General features: G+C 62.6%; 20 protein-coding genes. 13 read left to right on the top strand and 7 right to left on the bottom strand.

The features are described from left to right. Positions 1-25 precede the first annotated feature (25 nt). The 3 genes from LGH83_RS11245 to ykgO form a co-directional block, all read right to left on the bottom strand. Positions 26-1,021: an alpha/beta fold hydrolase gene (locus tag LGH83_RS11245; protein WP_227398754.1), complete on the bottom strand. Its 996-nt coding sequence runs from the start codon at positions 1,019-1,021 to the stop codon at positions 26-28. A 25-nt stretch (positions 1,022-1,046) separates the two neighbouring features. Next, positions 1,047-1,799, bottom strand: a complete 753-nt coding sequence (locus LGH83_RS11240; protein WP_227398753.1) for a tetratricopeptide repeat protein — start codon at positions 1,797-1,799, stop codon at positions 1,047-1,049. A gap of 103 nt (positions 1,800-1,902) precedes the next feature. Next, positions 1,903-2,028 carry a type B 50S ribosomal protein L36 gene (gene ykgO / locus LGH83_RS11235; RefSeq protein WP_131113768.1) on the bottom strand — a complete coding sequence of 42 codons (126 nt, stop codon included), beginning with the start codon at positions 2,026-2,028 and terminating at the stop codon, positions 1,903-1,905. Positions 2,029-2,320: 292 nt separating this feature from the next. On the opposite strand from ykgO, the gene LGH83_RS11230 reads away from it, so the two are divergent. Beyond that, entirely contained in the window at positions 2,321-2,524 is a 204-nt protein-coding gene (locus LGH83_RS11230; RefSeq protein WP_227398752.1) for a hypothetical protein, read from the top strand. A gap of 64 nt (positions 2,525-2,588) precedes the next feature. Further along, positions 2,589-2,945, top strand: coding sequence for a hypothetical protein (locus LGH83_RS11225; RefSeq protein WP_227398751.1), 357 nt, complete (start codon positions 2,589-2,591; stop codon positions 2,943-2,945). A gap of 5 nt (positions 2,946-2,950) precedes the next feature. Here LGH83_RS11225 and LGH83_RS11220 read toward each other — a convergent pair whose 3' ends face one another. Further along, positions 2,951-3,583, bottom strand: a complete 633-nt coding sequence (locus LGH83_RS11220) for a septation protein A (protein ID WP_227398750.1) — start codon at positions 3,581-3,583, stop codon at positions 2,951-2,953. A 48-nt stretch (positions 3,584-3,631) separates the two neighbouring features. Further along, positions 3,632-4,984 (bottom strand): signal recognition particle-docking protein FtsY, encoded by a 1,353-nt coding sequence (ftsY, locus tag LGH83_RS11215; RefSeq protein WP_227398749.1) that lies wholly within the window; start codon positions 4,982-4,984, stop codon positions 3,632-3,634. Positions 4,985-5,062: 78 nt separating this feature from the next. On the opposite strand from ftsY, the gene LGH83_RS11210 reads away from it, so the two are divergent. Both LGH83_RS11210 and LGH83_RS11205 read left to right on the top strand, forming a co-directional pair. After that, positions 5,063-5,773, top strand: coding sequence for an RluA family pseudouridine synthase (locus tag LGH83_RS11210; protein WP_227398748.1), 711 nt, complete (start codon positions 5,063-5,065; stop codon positions 5,771-5,773). 365 nt (positions 5,774-6,138) lie between these two features. Next, a complete protein-coding gene (locus LGH83_RS11205) occupies positions 6,139-8,421 on the top strand; it encodes an efflux RND transporter permease subunit (RefSeq protein WP_227401815.1) in 2,283 nt (760 codons plus the stop codon). A gap of 87 nt (positions 8,422-8,508) precedes the next feature. Here the strand turns inward: LGH83_RS11205 and LGH83_RS11200 are convergent, their stop codons facing one another. Then, a complete protein-coding gene (locus tag LGH83_RS11200) occupies positions 8,509-9,018 on the bottom strand; it encodes a hypothetical protein (RefSeq protein WP_227398747.1) in 510 nt (169 codons plus the stop codon). A 719-nt stretch (positions 9,019-9,737) separates the two neighbouring features. Between LGH83_RS11200 and LGH83_RS11195 the strand changes: the two genes are divergently transcribed. From LGH83_RS11195 to LGH83_RS11165, 7 genes are all read left to right on the top strand, one after another. Then, on the top strand, positions 9,738-10,109 hold the full coding sequence (locus LGH83_RS11195) for a response regulator (RefSeq protein ID WP_165491026.1): 372 nt from the start codon (positions 9,738-9,740) through the stop codon (positions 10,107-10,109). 141 nt (positions 10,110-10,250) lie between these two features. Then, a complete protein-coding gene (locus LGH83_RS11190; RefSeq protein WP_227398746.1) occupies positions 10,251-10,676 on the top strand; it encodes a c-type cytochrome in 426 nt (141 codons plus the stop codon). A gap of 36 nt (positions 10,677-10,712) precedes the next feature. After that, positions 10,713-11,102: an HNH endonuclease gene (locus LGH83_RS11185; RefSeq protein WP_227398745.1), complete on the top strand. Its 390-nt coding sequence runs from the start codon at positions 10,713-10,715 to the stop codon at positions 11,100-11,102. A 232-nt stretch (positions 11,103-11,334) separates the two neighbouring features. After that, positions 11,335-12,174 carry an iron uptake transporter permease EfeU gene (gene efeU / locus LGH83_RS11180; protein ID WP_227401814.1) on the top strand — a complete coding sequence of 280 codons (840 nt, stop codon included), beginning with the start codon at positions 11,335-11,337 and terminating at the stop codon, positions 12,172-12,174. Positions 12,175-12,204: 30 nt separating this feature from the next. After that, on the top strand, positions 12,205-13,362 hold the full coding sequence (gene efeO / locus LGH83_RS11175) for an iron uptake system protein EfeO (RefSeq protein ID WP_227398744.1): 1,158 nt from the start codon (positions 12,205-12,207) through the stop codon (positions 13,360-13,362). Positions 13,363-13,468: 106 nt separating this feature from the next. After that, positions 13,469-14,698 (top strand): iron uptake transporter deferrochelatase/peroxidase subunit, encoded by a 1,230-nt coding sequence (gene efeB, locus LGH83_RS11170; RefSeq protein WP_264478889.1) that lies wholly within the window; start codon positions 13,469-13,471, stop codon positions 14,696-14,698. 99 nt (positions 14,699-14,797) lie between these two features. After that, entirely contained in the window at positions 14,798-15,694 is an 897-nt protein-coding gene (locus LGH83_RS11165; protein WP_227401812.1) for a DMT family transporter, read from the top strand. Positions 15,695-15,706: 12 nt separating this feature from the next. Here the strand turns inward: LGH83_RS11165 and rpmF are convergent, their stop codons facing one another. Beyond that, a complete protein-coding gene (rpmF, locus tag LGH83_RS11160; protein ID WP_131113756.1) occupies positions 15,707-15,901 on the bottom strand; it encodes a 50S ribosomal protein L32 in 195 nt (64 codons plus the stop codon). A 298-nt stretch (positions 15,902-16,199) separates the two neighbouring features. Here rpmF and sdhC point away from each other — a divergent pair, with 298 nt between their 5' ends. Both sdhC and sdhD read left to right on the top strand, forming a co-directional pair. Then, positions 16,200-16,613 (top strand): succinate dehydrogenase, cytochrome b556 subunit, encoded by a 414-nt coding sequence (gene sdhC, locus LGH83_RS11155; protein WP_227398743.1) that lies wholly within the window; start codon positions 16,200-16,202, stop codon positions 16,611-16,613. 32 nt (positions 16,614-16,645) lie between these two features. Further along, complete coding sequence (gene sdhD / locus LGH83_RS11150; protein ID WP_227398742.1) at positions 16,646-17,017, top strand: succinate dehydrogenase, hydrophobic membrane anchor protein; 372 nt, start codon at positions 16,646-16,648, stop codon at positions 17,015-17,017. Positions 17,018-17,068: the final 51 nt, after the last annotated feature.

The raw sequence follows: 17,068 nt of genomic DNA, 5'->3' as shown, positions 1-17,068 counted from the left end.
GATCGGCATCCTTCCGCGCGTTGCGCTATTCCTGGACCGTGCGGCGCTTGGCGTCAGCGCGGTCCGCCACCGAGACGATCGCCGCCACCACGCTGGCCGGATCCGCCCAATGGGGCGAGTGGCCGACGCCGGCCAGAACCTTGAGCGTCGCGCCGGGGATATCCCGTTCGCTGCCATAGGAATGCAGCCGGGTCAGGACCACGCTGTCGCTATCGCCGGTCACGATCGCGGTTGGAGCCGTGATTCGGCCCATGCGGGGCGCCTGCTGCTCGACGAAATCCTCGAGATGAAACACATCTTGCGCGTTGGCCGTAAATTCGCTTGGTCGCAACACGAGATAGACGCCGGTGCGGTTGGCGAAATCCGGCGGCGGCGCTTGCGGCTCGAAGACAGACCGCACCCCTGCATCGAGCATCGTCAAACCCACCGGCATCGTCAGAACGTGGTTGAAGATGGGGCCGATCGACGGCGATGCAGCCGGCCCGTAATACCACGCGACGCCGCCCGGCCACGGATGGGTCACGGGCGCGACGAGCACGAGACCATCTGTGAAATCGGCTTGGTCGAGAGCAAAATTAACCGCGAGCGCACCGGACCAGGAATGGCCGAGCACGATGGCGTGGTGGATGCCGAGGCTCTCGAGCCCTTGTCGGATCAGGGTCGCCTGGCGCGCCGGCGAGGCATCGCTCTCGCCGTCAGGCCGGTCGCTCCATCCATGTCCAGGTCGGTCCGGCGCGATGACGCGAAAGCCGAGGGCGGCCAATCGATCGCCGAGCGGCAGCATGACATCGGCTTGATTGCCGGTCGCGCCATGCAGCAAAATGACGGTGCCGCGCGACGGCCCGTCCGGACGGCGTTCGGTGTAATGCAGGCGCCCGCCACTGACCGGCATGAACGAGCCCGTCGCCGGATATTGCGCGGCGATGCGGGACGCCTCAATCATCGAAAAGCCGAATAAGCCTGCGCTGCTCGCCAGCACCAAGCCGGCGGCCCAGGCCGCACCACGAACGAGCGATCTCAAACCACGTCGACCACAACCAGACGCCTCAAAGGTCGTGGCCTTCCACGTCAGGTGTCAATTGCTCGATCAGGGCGTTGATCTCCTTGTTCTGTGGATTGATGGCAGCGGCCTTGCGGAGCACCGTAAGCGCGGCTTTGTCGTCGCCATTGCGATGCAGGATGAAGCCCATACCGCTCAACGCACCGAAATGACGGGGTTCAAGCACCAGAACATGTCCGATATCGGCCATCGAGGTCACGTCATCATTGTCGAGATAATGAAGCGTCGCGCGTTGGTTCCAGCCTTCCGGCCAGTCGGGCCGCAGGGTCACGACCTTATCGAGCAGCTCTTCGGCCACCGAATGCTCGTTGCCGGCCATTGCGGTAAGCGCGCGGGACATCAGAAGGTCGGCTGTCGCCGAACCCGATTGCAGCCAGAGCCGGTCGAGGCGCTGGGTAATGGCCTGAGCCTCGGTCTCGTCGCTTGCATCGGCAAGGCGCGCGAAGAGGTCGTCGATCCGTCGTTTCCGGCGATCCTGCGGCGAAAGCCCCGCATCGGGATCGTCCGCCACCGGTGGCGGCGTCGGCACGACCTTGTCGCCCGGGCGGGCAACCTCAGGGCTCGGTAGGCTGGGAAATGACTTGCTGTCGAACCGATGCTGGCCGAACAGCTCGGTGCCGGGCGGCATGGGAACGGTGGGGCCGTCCGGCAGGGTCAGGGACGGGGGGAGCCCATCGTCATCCAAAACCAGCACCGGTCCCGGCGCTCCGGACACCACAAAAACCAAAAAAGCGGTCATGAGCATCTGCATGACCGCTAAACTAGGCTCGCGACCGCCTCACGTCAAAGCGGGCGACCGCGTCAAAAGTGTAAGCTCTTTGCCGCCGGACGGCGTGAGCAGATTAGCCCTGACGTGCCTTGTAGCGCTTCTGCACCTTGTTGATGATGTAGACGCGGCCCTTGCGGCGGACGAGCTGGTTGTCCCGATGACGGAGACGGAGAGACTTGAGCGAATTACGGACTTTCATCGACGTTCCCGAACCTATGAGCGGGAACCGGCCCGCGCCAAGAGGCAGCGCTATGCCCCATTCCTACGGAAAAATCAACCCTTCGGTGCGAAACAGTCCCGATCCGGATAGCGAAATCCGCTGCGTATCAGAATCGCGAGCAGGTGTTCGATAAGGCCCCGCTCGCGGCGCTGGTCCATCCGAGCCAGCCACGACGCGACCCGCCCGGAGCAACCTCCTTTTAAGCCGACAGGTGCACAATAACCAAACGGCCGCTCGGAGGGGAGGGCGGTCATGCGGAGACGACACATCAATGCGGCCACGACAGCCATCGAACAAAGCCAACATCGCGCTCGTCACGGGGCTGCTCGCCATGCCGATCGTGATGGGCGTCGGCTTCTGGACCGACGAGAAACCGGCGGCGGTGACGAGCAATGCCGAGGCATTGTCGGCCCTGCGTGGCTCTTTTGATGGCGCCGAACGAGGTCCGGTTACTGGCCCGCGCGTTGGGACCTGAGGGTGAGGCGAACCGAAAGCTTAGCCGCGCGTTTGCTCGATGCCGAACCACTGGAAACGTTACGATGAGCGCGCCGCGTCGAAACAAATATCGAAGCCAAGCCGTGGTCGCGCTTGTCGCCGCGTGCGTTGTCCTCGGCTTCGTGACGCCCAGCGCCGCAGCCGATAGCGGCCTCGGAACCGGTCAATCCGTCGATCGAGACGCTGCTGGCGGGCCGGCGCGAGGCGACACACAAAGCAAACAGGCCGCGCCGCGCTCGCCCCTCGATGGGAGGCCACTCGTGGAGCCCGGCAACGGAGGGGTGGCAGGCACAGGCCTCGGCAAAATCACCAACGATCCCGAGGGTCAAGGCCAGGGCATGAGCGTCAAAGGCCCGGCCGGGCAAGGCGTCGACTCCAGGGCCAAGCCCGACATCAAATAGACGGCTTAGAACTCGTCGGTGGTGGCACCCTCGGGCGTCTTCAACTCGTGTTTCATGATCAACGGCACTTGGCACAGCGCGAAGACGATCGTGATCGGCATCGTGCCGAAGACCTTGAAGGCGGCCCAGAAGACATCGGTCTGCGTGCGCCAGACCACTTCGTTCAGTGCCGCGAGGAAGAAGAAGAACAGGCCCCAGCGGAAGCTCAGCTTCTGCCAGCCTTCCCGATCGAGATTGAATGCCGAATCGAGCAGGATCGGGAGCAGCGGCTTGTTGAAGATCAGGCCACCGAGGAGCGCGGCGCCGAAGAGGCAGTTCACGATGGTGGGCTTCAGTTTGATAAATGTCGGATCGTTGAAGTAAAACGTCAGGGCGCCGAAAAACAACACGGCGACAGCGGTCACCAGCGGCATCGTCGGCACGCGACGCGTGAGCCAAAAGGAGATCGCCAACGTCACCACGACACCGACCATCAGCGTCGCGGTCGCCACGTAAAGATTGTAGCGGGCCGATGCGATGAAGAAGAGCGCCAGCGGGCCGAACTCTAGGGCCAGCTTGACCAGCGGGTTGATCCGGCGTGCCGCCGTCGGTTGGCTGGCCGATATCGATGCCGCCACCTTTTGGTCGATATGATTCATGCGCGATGATTGCCCTTGAACTCGGGTGAAATTGCGGTCTGTGCCGACTCAGCCATGATCATCGTCGAGGCCGGCAATGGCCCGCGCGAAATCGCGCGCCGCAAAGGGCTCGAGATCGTCGACGCCTTCGCCGACACCGATGAAATGGATCGGCAGTCGAAATTTTTCGGCGATAGCGACCAGAATGCCGCCACGTGCTGTGCCATCGAGCTTGGTCATGACCAGGCCGGTGACACCCGCGACGCGCGAAAAGATTTCGACCTGGCTTAGGGCGTTCTGGCCGACAGTGGCATCGAGCACAAGCAGCACCGCGTGAGGCGCGTCGGCATCCAGCTTGCGGATCACGCGCAGCACTTTTGCGAGTTCCTCCATCAATTCGGTGCGGTTCTGCAGCCGACCAGCCGTATCGATCAGCAGCACGTCGGTACCGGCCTCGCGAGCCTGCGTCACGGCATCAAAGGCGAGGCCAGCCGCATCGGCGCCTTGCGGCCGCGAGACCACGGTGGAGCCGGTCCGCGCGCCCCAGACCTTCAATTGCTCGACCGCCGCGGCTCGGAACGTATCGCCGGCCGCCAGCATCACGGATTTGCCCGACCCGGTGAATTTAGCCGCCAGCTTGCCGATCGTCGTGGTCTTGCCAGAACCATTGACCCCGATCATCAGGATCGTGAAGGGCTTGCGAGCCACCTCGATATCGAGCGGCACCGCGACAGGCGCGAGCGTCGCTTCGACCTCGTCGGCCAGCACCTGCCGGACCTCGTCGGGGTCGATCGTTTTATCGTAGCGACCCTTGCCAACCGCATCCGTGATGCGCGTCGCCATAGCGACGCCGAGATCGGCGCGGATCAGGATGTCGTCCAAATCCTCCAGCATCGTGGCGTCGAGTTTTCGCTTGGCGAAAATGTCGACGATGCCCTGGGTGATCGACGAGGACGAACGGGCGAGCCCCGTCGTCAGCCGCCTCCACCAGCTCGGCCGGGCTGCCTCGGGTGCGGGCTGTTCGATGGCGTCGTCATCACCCAAAAGGGTCGACAACGGTTCCGCCTCGACCCCATCCGACAGCAGATCGTCATCGACATCGCTTGCGTCGATCGGCTCGGCCGCGGTCAACTCTGGCGCAGGCGCATCCGGATCGAGCAGCGTCGAGACCGAGGGCAGCAGGCTTTGCGGGGCCGGAGCGATGGGGTGATCCACCGCGTCGGTGTCGTGCGGCGTCTCCGGTTGATCGACAACCCCGGCCTCGTGCAGCGCATCGATCTCGCGTTGGGCGGTGAGCGCCCGCGCCGCATCGTCCTGCGCGACCGGCACGGCATCGTCGTCGGGTCGTCCGCCACCGAACAAACGACGCAGAAACCCCGGCTTCTTCGACGGCTTGCCGCTCTGATCGTCGTCGAAGGTCATGATGCGCCGGATGTCTTTTGCGAATCGGCAGCAATCGGGGATTGATCGCCAGCCGCGCTTCTCGATAAACCCTTCGGCATGATGTCGGAAGACCTGATCGCGTCGCTCCTCTACCGGGACGGGCTTATGCTCGTCGTCAACAAGCCTGCGGGCATTCCGGTTCATCGGGGACCAAAGGGCGGTGCCAACCTCGAAGACGGGTTCGACAGCCTGCGCTTCGGACTGCCGCGTCCGCCGGCTTTGGCGCATCGTCTCGATCGCGATACATCCGGATGTCTTGTGCTTGGCCGTCATCGGAAGGCGCTGGCGAAGCTGGGCTTGCTGTTCAAACAAGGCAAGATCGACAAGACCTATTGGGCCGTGGTCGAGGGCGGCCCCACCGAAGTCGACGGTTTGATCGACCTGCCCCTCGGGCGGCTCGATGCCACGCGGGGCTGGTGGATGAAGGTCGATCCCCTTGGCGCGCCATCGCAGACGGTGTGGCGCGTGATGGGCCGCGATGCGGAGCTCTGCTGGCTGGCGCTGTCGCCGCTCACCGGCCGCACGCATCAGTTGCGGGTGCATTGTGCGGCGATGGGCTGGCCGATCTTGGGCGATGCGGTCTACGGCTCGGTCGGCAAATCCGAAGCATCAATGCATCTGCATGCCCGCGCCATCAGCATCCCGATTTCGGCCAACAAGCCCCCGATCGCGGTCGAGGCACCGGTGCCGTTCCATATGCGTGAGGCCCTGCAGCGCTGCGGTTGGGGCGGCGAGGTGGCGGCCAACACCGTTTGCGCCGAGGCGTAACCGAAGCGCGAGTGATGGATCATCAATGCGCGCGCCGATTGCATGAATGAACAATTCTGGTAGTTTCCTCACGACGATGACCGGGCCGGGATCCTTCCAGCCGCCTTCGTGTCCGACACTTCTTCGGAGAGGCGATCTAACAAAAGCCGAAGTTCGGTCCACAAGAGATGCCTGTCGGCTCCTCCGACGCGTATAAGATCTGCGGGCTGCGGCGCCGATGCATATTGAATGTGCAGCCTCGGCACGAGTTCGGCGACTGCATGAGGTTTTCCGGCGTGGATACTAAAGCGAAACCGTTACCAGGACACGGCTCTGTGGCCCGATCCAAACTCGCCTTCGGGATCGAGCGGATCGGTCTCGGGCCGATGCGGTTCCGCGTGATCTCGATGCTGCTCTTGATCCTGCTCGCGGTTGCGGCGGGCTTCGGCGTCGAGCGGCTCAAGGTCGATGACTCGCTGAGCCAGTTGTTTCGCTCCAACAGCCCCGAATTCAAACAATATGAGGACGTCACTCAACGCTTCCCGTCGAACGAGTTCGATGCGCTGGTGGTGGTGACCGGCAAGGACCTTCTCAAGCGCGACTCGATCCAGAAGCTTCGCGATCTCGTGACCGACCTGCAACTGGTGGACGGCACACGGGCCTTGATCTCGATGTTCTCGGCCCGCCAGAAGCCGGAGAATGGCGAGGTGCCGGCGGCGCTGTTCCCCGAGGAGCTTCCTGAGGGCGCCGCCTACGATCAACTGATCGACCAGGTTCGCAGCAACGAGATTATCCGCGGCAAACTCCTCTCGGAGGATGGTCAACTCGCGCTCGTCGTCTTGGCGCTGGATCCCAAGGTCGTCGGCAGCAACAAGCTGAACGACGTGGTGGCCAATCTCCGCAAGGTGATGGTCGAGGATCTCGGCAATTCCGGGCTCAAGGCCGAATTGTCCGGTGTGCCGGTCATGCAGCTCGAAATCCGCAACGCCGTCGAGCGCGACAGGCTGGTCTATAACGCGATCGGCTTCGCGGCCGGCTGCCTCATCGCCATTCTGTTCTTCCGCCGTGTGTCTTTCATGATCATCGCGGCTGGGCCGCCGCTGCTCGCGATCCTGTTCTCGCTCGGCGTGTTGGGTTGGCTGGATTTCCGCCTCAACATGTTCCTGAACATCATGACGCCGCTCATCATGGTGATCAGCTTTTCGGATTCGATGCAGCTCACCTTCGCGGCACGCGACCGGCTGATCGCGGGCGAAGACAAGTTCACGGCCTTCCGCAACGCCGTTCTGGTGGTCGGCCCGGCTTGCGTCCTCACGCATATGACGGCGGCTTTGTCGTTCATCGCGCTGCAGTTCACCGACTCGGACCTGATCCGAACTTTCGGTGAAGCGGGCCTGATCTCGACCGTCATCGCCCTCGTGGCGGTGCTGACCCTGGTGCCGCTGTTTGGCGTTCTTCTCGTCCGCAAGGAGGAGACGTTCGCGGCGAAGTTCAAGGGCGCCGACACGGGCGTGGACGCGCTGCGCCGTTTCTGCTCTTACATCGCGACCCGGATGGTTTCGCATCCGGGCCTCTACAGCCTCATCAGCATCGCGATCGTGATTGGCCTTGGGCTGCTCTACGCAAATCTGCAGCCGCGCTATCGGCTCGCCGATCAGGTGCCCGACAAGCAGCAGGCCGTTGCGGCCAGCGGCCAGCTCGACGCCAAACTGACAGGCGCCAATCCGCTCGATATCCTGATCGAGTTTCCCAAGGGTGCCGATCTTTACGATCCCAAGACCCTGAACGTGATCGCCTCGGTCCATACGATCATGGAAAAGACGGCCGGGCTCGGCAATGTCTGGTCGCTCGAGACGCTACGCCGCTGGCTCGTCGAGAAAGAGGGCAAGTCCGACACGACGACCCTCAAAGAATATGTCGATCTCCTGCCGAACCATCTCGTTCGGCGCTTCATCGATCAGAATCAGGATGCGGTCGTCGTGTCGGGACGCATCCCGGATAAGGACGCAAGTCAGTTGCTTCCGGTCATCGGCGATCTGAACAAGCAGCTCGACGTGGTGCGAAGCGCTAATCCGGGGTTTGAGATCGCGGTCACCGGGCTCTCGGCCATCGCGGCGCGCAACAGCTCCGAGATGATCGGTAAGCTCAACCTCGGGCTCACGGTCGAGTTTCTGTTCGTGGCCTGTTTCATCGGCCTCGCGTTCCGCTCGTTCACGGTTCTGTTGGCCAGTATCCTCCCGGGCATCTTCCCGGTCGTGATGTCGGGGGCTTTGCTGTGGTTCCTGGGCGAGGGGCTGCAATTCGTCAGCGTCGTCGCCCTAACGGTGTCGTTCGGCCTGGGCCTCAGCGCCACGATCCACTTTCTCAACCGGCTGCGGCTCGAGGAACAGCCAGGCGAAGATCCCGCCATCGGCGTCATGCGGGCCACGATCCTGGTCGGGCCGGCCTTGATCCTGACTTCCGTCGTGCTTGCCTGCGGGCTCGCCGTCACGGTCTTTTCCGATCTGCCCTCGCTGCGCCTCTTCGGCTGGCTGAGTGCCTTTGCGATGCTGATGGCGCTGGTGGCGGATTTGTTGATCCTGCGTCCCACCATCACGGTGCTGCAGCGCCTATTCCACAAGAACCTGCCAAAGCAGATGATCGAGCCGCAGCCGGAGCCGCTCCCCTAGCGTTTTGCTTTCATGGCCGTAGTTCACGCATAAAAAAAGGCACCGCCGGTTGGCGGTGCCCGTCTTGCTTCGACGCGCGAACGCCTGTCAGCTGCGGCGCATTTCGATGTCGATCGACTTGATATCGGTGCCCTGCGGATGGATCGAGACGGCCTGCTTGCCGCCCTTGGTCGACACCAGAAGGGTGGCCGAGAAGGCTGATCCATTGACTGAGGTCTGGATTTGGCCCGGGGTCACGCGACCCGTCACCGCACCGGTTACCTGGCGGGTGTTCTCGGTCCAGGTGCCAGACAGCGAGCCATTCGCGTCTGCCAGCACATTGCTGGTCACTTCGAATTTATAGCTGTCGCTGGCGCAGCGCAGTTCCTGGTGAAGGGCTTCGCCGCTCGGTGTCACCGAGTAGCTCGACCGGCAGCGGATGCGCTCGTTCGAGCCGTTCGAGACGGCGATGGTGCCGGTTCCGCTCCACTGGCCGCTCAGGCCGCCGAAAGGACCCTCTTTGACGCTCTGCGCCGATACCGCGAATCCGGCACCGAACGTGACACCCGCGACAAGGGCGAGGCGCGTCAGTACCGAAGGCATGCCATTCCAATTCATATGCGATCTCCGTGGTCGAGTGAGCCGAAAAGGCAGGGCGAGCCATCGGTCGCGATGAGGCGTCGGGCAGGCGTCGCGTCTTGTCGTCGAGGTCTTGTCGGGATTATGCGAAAGCGGCGCGACACCGGACGGCATCGACAGGCATGGTTTCTGCCAGTTTTGGGTCCGAAACGCAATTCCCGTGCGTCACAACGCATTCGCTCTCGGTCGATACGAAGCAGATCCGATGTTCGCACAAGCGCTTGTGTTCATTCGAAGTTCACTTGCCTGGGTCAAAGTGGGTCATGATGCTAAAGCGAGGCTCTGCCGGTCGTGTGAAGCTGCCGGCGAATGTCGGCGATCAACATGGTTCGGACATGCTGATGCCGAAGATGATCGGCAACTAAGGTGGCGCGTCTCCGCAGACGGGCGTCCGTTTTGTCGGCCGACACGTTTGACGCAGCCCCTGCTGAACCGCTCAGGAAGGGCTTGGATTTGTCGGCCTTTACCCGTATCGAAAGATGCAGAAAATTTCCGGCGTGGCAATCGGTGACGATCGATTATCGCCGAGAGTTGCTCGACCATTCGCGACAGGCGGATGGGCCGGCATGGTGCAGACGACCGAGAGAATTCATCGCAGCGGCAAACGCTTGTGGATGGATCGATTATTTACGATGTCGTGGTTTACTCGGTAAGGGACATGATTGAGCATGGCTTGCCGGGGACAGAAGGGCGATCAAATGGGGCAGCCTTCCGTCGTGCTGATTGTCGAGGACGATTCGCTTCTGGCCGACATGGCCTTGGAGATGATCGAGGAAACCGGCTTGCCCGCCGTGGCTGTCGATTCCGTCGACGCGGCCCTCGACTATCTCAAAGAGCATTCGGACGATGTCGCGGCGATGTTCTCGGACGTCCGCCTCAAGGGTCCGCTGAACGGAATCGAACTCGCGGCCTTCGTGGCTGTCCGGTGGCCGTCGATCGCGATCTGCGTCACCTCGGGCGTTGCTCTGGAGCGCCCCTATCGCTTACCGAAGAACGCGCAATTCATGCCGAAACCTTGGAAGCCGCTCGAAGTCATCTCGTTCGTCGAGAAAGCCGCCCGCATTCGTTGACGTCGCGCATGGCAGGAGCTGCCGTGCTGGACCAATTGGCGATCGGTCCTGTTGGGAACCAGACGTCGCCGAGGCGGCCCGCGGTGTGACGCTTTCGTTTCGGTCGGGGCTGCGCTCGACCTCGCATTGAATGGACCCGGTATGACCAAGCTCCTCCTCACCGTCGTAACCCTGTCGCTCTGCTTTTTGGCAAGTCCATCGGTCCGGGCGGAGGATGCGCCGGCGGTCGTCGCTCCTGCGGCCGGCGATCCTGCGCTCGGCGAAAAAGTTTTCGTCAAATGCCGCGCCTGTCATCAGATCGGCGAGAATGCGCACAACAGCGTCGGGCCGGAACTGAATGGCGTGATCGGCCGACATTCCGGGTCGGTGGCTGGCTATAATTATTCGGACGCCAACAAGAATTCGGGCCTGACCTGGGACGAGGCGACCTTCCGCGACTACATCAAGGATCCAAAGGCCAAGGTCCCGGGCACCAAGATGTCGTTCGCGGGTCTTACCAAGGAAAGCGATATCAACAATATCGTGGCCTATTTGAAGCAGTTCAACGCCGACGGGAAGAAGCCGTGAGCTGACGCCCGCGACGGCTGCCGAGCGGCACGTCGGATGGCATCCAAACGCCTTCGCTTCGATCTGCACGACCGTGGTATCGAGCAAGAACCCGCATCCGATGGACCGCTCGATCCGATTTGCCCTTTATGCGACCGACCGATCCCGCCGGAGGCGCGGTCCAGCAAGCATCATCTCGTTCCCAAACTGAAGGGCGGCGCTAAGGGCAGCACCGTTCTTTTGCACCAGATCTGTCATAGCGCGATCCACGCCCGCTATACGGAGGCTGATCTCGCGCGTCGTTTCTCCGATATCGAGGCGCTGAAGCGAGACCCCGCCCTGGCCGAGTTCCTCGCCTGGATCAAGACCAAACCTGCCGACTTCCACGCGGGCACCGCGACGACGCGGGATCATCGCCGTGCGCGTGATGCAGCCGACCGACGCTGAACCGGCCATGCGGCGTGTCGTGGACGTAACAATTTGAGAACGTTTCAAAACTGCAGTTAAGAATAGTTCCGATCTACAATAGAGTTGTTTTAAAGCATTCCAATATCGGTTGTTTTTTTTAAGCAGTCGGCAAGATTATCTTGTATCGGATTTTCTCGTGCTCTAAGCCACGATGATCAAAGACGGGCGAGGTTCGCCCGTGACGTGTATCGTCGACAATGAAGGCTGGGCCGTGCTTGTTGCCTATCTGATCATGCTCCGTGAGGGTGTCGAAGCCGCGCTGATTGTTGGGATCGTGGCCAGCTATCTGCGCCAAACGGGCCGTGGGCGCTTCATGCCGGCGGTCTGGACGGGCGTCGCGCTTGCGGTGGTTCTCTGTCTTGCGCTCGGCCTCATCTTGAACGCCACCAGTGCCGAGTTTCCGCAAAAGCAGCAGGAGATGTTCGAAGGTGCCGTTGCGGTCGTGGCGACCTGCATCCTGACCTCGATGGTGTTCTGGATGAAAAAGGCATCGCGTTCGATCAAGGCCGAATTACACGATTCGATCGACGCCGCTTTGAAGCCGGGTGACCGGCAGGGTTATGCACTCGTCGCGATGGCCTTCTTCGCCGTCGGCCGTGAGGGCCTGGAGTCGGTCTTTTTTCTGCTCGCGACTTTTCAGCAGAGCGTCGGCTTGGGAGTGCCGGTCGGCGCCGTGCTCGGCCTTGCGACCGCAACCGCGATCGGCTGCGCGATCTATATCGGCGGGGTGAAGCTGGATCTGCGGCGGTTCTTCCGCTGGACGGGTGTGTTCATCATCTTCGTGGCGGCCGGGCTTTTGGCCAATGGCCTGCAATCCTTCCACGAAGCTGGTCTCTGGAACGGTTTGCAGCAGCAAGCCTTCGACCTCAGCGGCATATTGCCGGCCGATTCGGTGCTCGGCACGATCCTCGGCGGCTTCCTCGGCTATCAGGAGGCCCCCACGGTCGGGGCGCTCGCGCTCTATGTCGCTTTCCTGATCCCCGCCTTGTTCTTCTTCTTCGCGACCCCCGTTCGCAAGCCGGCCGGTGCCGGCGCGATTCGGGCCTCCTGATTTCTCTCGACCCGCTTGAGGTTTATCCACATGACCCGTCTCGTCTCGATCGCGCATCCCCGGATCACCGCGCTTCTGCTCGGTTCCGCCGCAGTGGTGGCTCTGATCGGCGGGGCCGTGCAGGCCGCCGCGTTCGAAGCCGGAACGATGGACCCGATCACCATCACGGTCTCGAACACCGGTTGCTCGCCCGCATCCGTGTCGGTCGCCCCGGGTAAGACCGTGTTCAAGATCAAGAATGACAGCCAGCGCCGCCTCGAGTGGGAGATCCTCAAGGGCGTCATGGTGGTCGAAGAACGCGAGAATATCGTCCCCGGCTTTGTGCAGACGCTGACCACGACGCTCGATCCGGGCGACTATCAGATGACCTGCGGGCTGCTCAGTAACCCCAAGGGGATCCTGAAGGTGGCGGTGAGCGATGCGCCGATCGCTCCGCCCTCGCCCATGGACCTCGTCGGCCCGATCGCTCAATATAAGGTCTATGTGACCAGCGAAGTGACGGCCTTGGTCGACAAGACCCGGATTTTCGTGGCGGCCATCAAGGCCGGCAATCTCGAGGAGGCAAAGGCGGCTTATGCGCCCGCGCGTCTGCATTACGAGCGGATCGAGCCGGTTGCGGAACTGTTCAGCGACCTCGATACGGCGATCGACGTGCGTGAGGATGATTTCGAGAAAAAGGCGGCGGACCCGGCCTTTACCGGCTTTCACCGGATCGAAAAGGCCATTTTTGCGGATGGCACCACCAAGGGGCTCGACGTGCTCGCCGACAAGCTGTTGAGCGACGTGCTCGATCTGCAGAAGCGGGTCGATGGGCTCGTGATCACGCCGAAGGCGATGGTGGGCGGCGCCGCCGGCCTCGTCGAGGAAGTGGCCGCCACCAAGATCAGCGGCGAAGAAGATCGCTACAGCCGCACCGATCTATGGGACTTTTCCGCCAACATCGATGGCGCGCAGAAGATCGTCGATCTGCTGCGTCCGCTCGTCGAAAAGCAAGATCCGGCTCTCGATGCGCGTGTGCGCGAGAATTTCGCCAAGGTCGATGCGGTGCTGGCCAAGTATAAGGTCGGCACCACCGGCTTCGAAAGCTACGAGAAGCTGACTGAACAGGATCGCAACGGTCTCAAAGGCCCGGTCACGACCCTGGCCGAGGATCTATCGACCCTCCGCGGTAAGCTCGGCATCAACTAAGGCGACGATGATGGTGGACCGGCCTGCAGGAACTTGCCCCTTCGGGTTCGCATCCGTAACCGGACATGACGCGACGGCGGGCGGCCCCTCTCTGGGCCGGCGCCGAATGCTGCTGGGTCTTGGTGCGGCCGGAACGGCCTTGGGGATCGGAGCCGCAAAGGCCGCGCCGACCCCGGTCGAGACCGCGCCGGTCGTCGACAATGACGGGACGCGTGACCGCCAGCCTTTCTACGGTCCGCGGCAGTCCGGTGTCGTTACGGCACAGCCGGCCGCCGCATTGATCGTCGCCTTCGACGTGCTCGGGACGACGAGGCCGGACCTGCAGCGGCTACTCAAAAATTTGACGAAGCGTATCGCCTTCCTGATGCGCGGCGGCCCGGCCGCGACCGCCGCGATCGGCCTTCCGCCGCCCGACTCAGGGCTGATGGGCCCGGATGTCTACCCGGACAACATCACCATCACGGTGGCGGTCGGTGCCTCGTTGTTCGACGAGCGGTTCGGGCTGGCGGCCGAGAAACCCAAGCACCTCGTGACGATGACGCGGTTTCCCAACGACGCGCTGGTGGCCGAGCAATGTCACGGCGACCTCTTGCTGCAAATCTGCTCGAACACAGCCGAAACCAATATTCATGCCCTGCGCGACATCCTGAAATCCTTCCCCGATCTTTTGGCGCTGCGCTGGAAGATGGAAGGCTTCTTGCCGCCTCATACGCTCAAGACCCTCGGCAAAGACACGGTTCGCAACATGCTCGGCTTCAAGGATGGCACCGCCAACCTCGATGCGCATGACGAGACCTTGATGGATCGCATCGTCTGGACGGGTGACCAGCATGTGGAACCGGCCTGGGCGAAGAACGGCACCTATCAGGTGGTCCGTTTGATCCGCACCCTGGTTGAGCGGTGGGACCGGACGCCGCTGGGCGAACAGCAGACGATCATCGGCCGGGAGAAAGCGACCGGGGCGCCGCTTGGCATGGTGAACGAGCGCGACACGCCGGATTATGCATCGGACCCGCAGGGCCTCCGCATCCCGGTCGACGCGCATATCCGGCTCGCAAATCCGCGGACGCCGGAGACAGACAAGAACCTGATTCTCCGTCGGCCGTTCAACTACTCGCGTGGCATGACCAACGCCGGCCAACTCGACATGGGCCTCTTGTTCGTGAGCTTTCAGGCCGATCTCGAGGCCGGCTTCATCACGGTTCAGCGCCGGCTCGATGGCGAGCCGCTGGAGGAATATATCAAGCCGGTCGGCGGCGGTTATTTCTTCGTCATGCCGGGCGTCGAACATGAGGATAGCTACCTCGGCCAGCGCCTCGTGGAAGGTTCCGCCTGACCGATGCGGCGCTCTGGCGTGGCATGACGACCTCGTCGTAAGACCCTGGGATCGTCCTCGCTCGGGAGATCTGTGTTGACGCCTCCTCACCGCGACGGCATGGCCCAGATCGCGCGCGCGACCCTTGTGGGCTCGGTCGCGATCCTCCTGTGGTCGAGCCTCGCGCTGCTCACGACCGCATCGGGCCGCATCCCGCCCTTTGAACTCGCCGCCATGACATTTGCGATCGGCGGCGCTGCCGGTCTGGTCCTCGCGGCCGCACGGGGACGCTTGCGCGCGCTTCGCCAGCCACTGCGGGTCTGGGCCGTCGGCGTTGGCGGGTTGTTCGGCTATCATGCGCTTTATTTCGCGGCGCTGCGGCTGGCGCCACCCGCGCAGGCGGGGCTGATCGCCTATCTCTGGCCGCTGCTCATCGTCCTGCTGTCAGCGACCCTGCCGGGCGAGCGGTTGCGACCAAAGCATTGGCTGGGAGCGCTTCTCGGTTTTGGTGGCGTCGCGCTGCTGATCCTCGGCCAGGAGGGCGGCTTTCGACCCGACCCTCATTTTATGCTTGGCTACGGCTTCGCGCTGCTTTGCGCTCTGGTGTGGTCTGTCTATTCGGTTGCGTCGCGTCGCCTCAAAGCCGTCCCGACCGAGGCGGTTGCCGGCTTCTGCATCGCAACGGCTGCGTTGGCGCTGCTGTGTCATGTCACTGTGGAGACGACCGTGTGGCCCGATACAAGCGCGCAGGCGTTTGCACTTGTCGGGCTTGGACTTGGGCCGGTCGGCCTCGCGTTTTATGTCTGGGATCATGGGGTCAAGCACGGCGACATTCGCCTGCTCGGCGTGGCGTCCTATGCGGCACCCGTCTTATCCACGCTGCTGCTGGTCGGCGCGGGCTACGCTCATCCGACCCTGGCGCTGTGGATCGCCTGCGCGCTCATCGTTGCAGGCGCGCTCCTCGCCGCATGGCGCGGGCCAAGTGCCCGCGTCACACCACTCTCATCGGCACGCTGATCGGCGCCGGCCTTACTCGGCGTCGGCGGTCTTCTTGGGGGTGAGCACCTGACGGCCGCGATACATGCCGCTCTTCAGGTCGACATGATGGGGACGACGCAATTCGCCCGAATCCTTGTCGGCGATGTAGGTCGGAGCAGCGAGCGCATCCGCCGAACGGCGAAAGCCGCGCTTCATAGGCGATGTTTTGCGCTTCGGAACGGCCATTGGTACTCTCCACGTATGAATAGGCCGCCGTGCCCACGCATCGGCAGCCAAGAAAATCTGGTTGCTCGATACACCACAATGGCGCGTGTGGCTAGGCCCCTCTCGTGTCTTGCTGCGGCAAGCGCAACCCTGCGTCGCCAGCGCGCCTGTTGTCCTAGTTTCGTGTTGTTCTATACTACCAACAGCAAAGCAGGATCGTTATAGGTCGTGCCTTCGACAGCGTAGCGCGACCCGTGCGGATCGAGCGTCGTCCCACACCAGCAAGGGATGCCGCGGCACGAGACGGAAATGGAACCTGATGGCCGAAACGACGTCCCAAGCCGAAGCTCTGCGGGCCAGGCGGCCTCTTTCTCCTCATCTGCAAATCTATACGCCGATGCTGACCATGATGATGTCGATCATGCATCGCATTACCGGTATTGCGCTTTACGCCGGAACGCTTGTGCTGGCCTGGTTCCTCATCGCCGCCGCGTCGGACGCTCGGTCATTCGCGACGGCTGCCTGGTTCCTTGATTCCATTGTTGGGCAAGTGATCCTGTTTGGATTCACCTGGGCCCTGTTTCATCACCTGCTCGGCGGTGTGCGCCATTTCGTCTGGGACGCCGGCTACGGAATGGATCATCCGGAACGCGAGTGGCTTGCTCAAGCGACGCTGATCGGGGGCATCGTGCTGACGATCGTGGTCTGGGCCGTCTCCTACTTCCTGCGCTGAGAGGACCAACCATGCGCAACGACACAGATACAATGAGATCCGACCTGAGCCGGGTTCGGCATCTCGGAGCGGCGCGCTCCGGCACCGGCTGGCTTTGGCATATGCGGCTGACCTCTCTGGCGCTGCTGCCGCTGACGATCGGCTTCGTTTTTCTTGTGCTCTCGCTGGTCGGCCGGCCCTATGCCGAGGTTCATGCAACCTTGTCGCAGCCGTTTCCGGCCATTCTGATGCTTCTTTTTATCGGGACGGGCATCTACCACATGCAGTTGGGTATGCGGACGATCATCGAGGACTATATCCACGGTGAACAGAGCAAGGATTGGGCGCTTGCGGCCAACATGTTCTTCTCGGTCGCGGTCGGCTTGACCTGTGTCTACGCCGTGCTGCGCCTGAGCTTCACCTGAACGCGAGCGACTTTTAACAATCAACCGATCAGACCTGTGCTGGCCTAAGCG

The organism is Lichenihabitans sp. PAMC28606, assembly GCF_020616535.1.
Taxonomy (GTDB): domain Bacteria; phylum Pseudomonadota; class Alphaproteobacteria; order Rhizobiales; family Beijerinckiaceae; genus Lichenihabitans; species Lichenihabitans psoromatis.
Note: the sequence above shows the minus strand (reverse complement) of the source record. Positions and strands in the feature narration are given on the sequence as shown.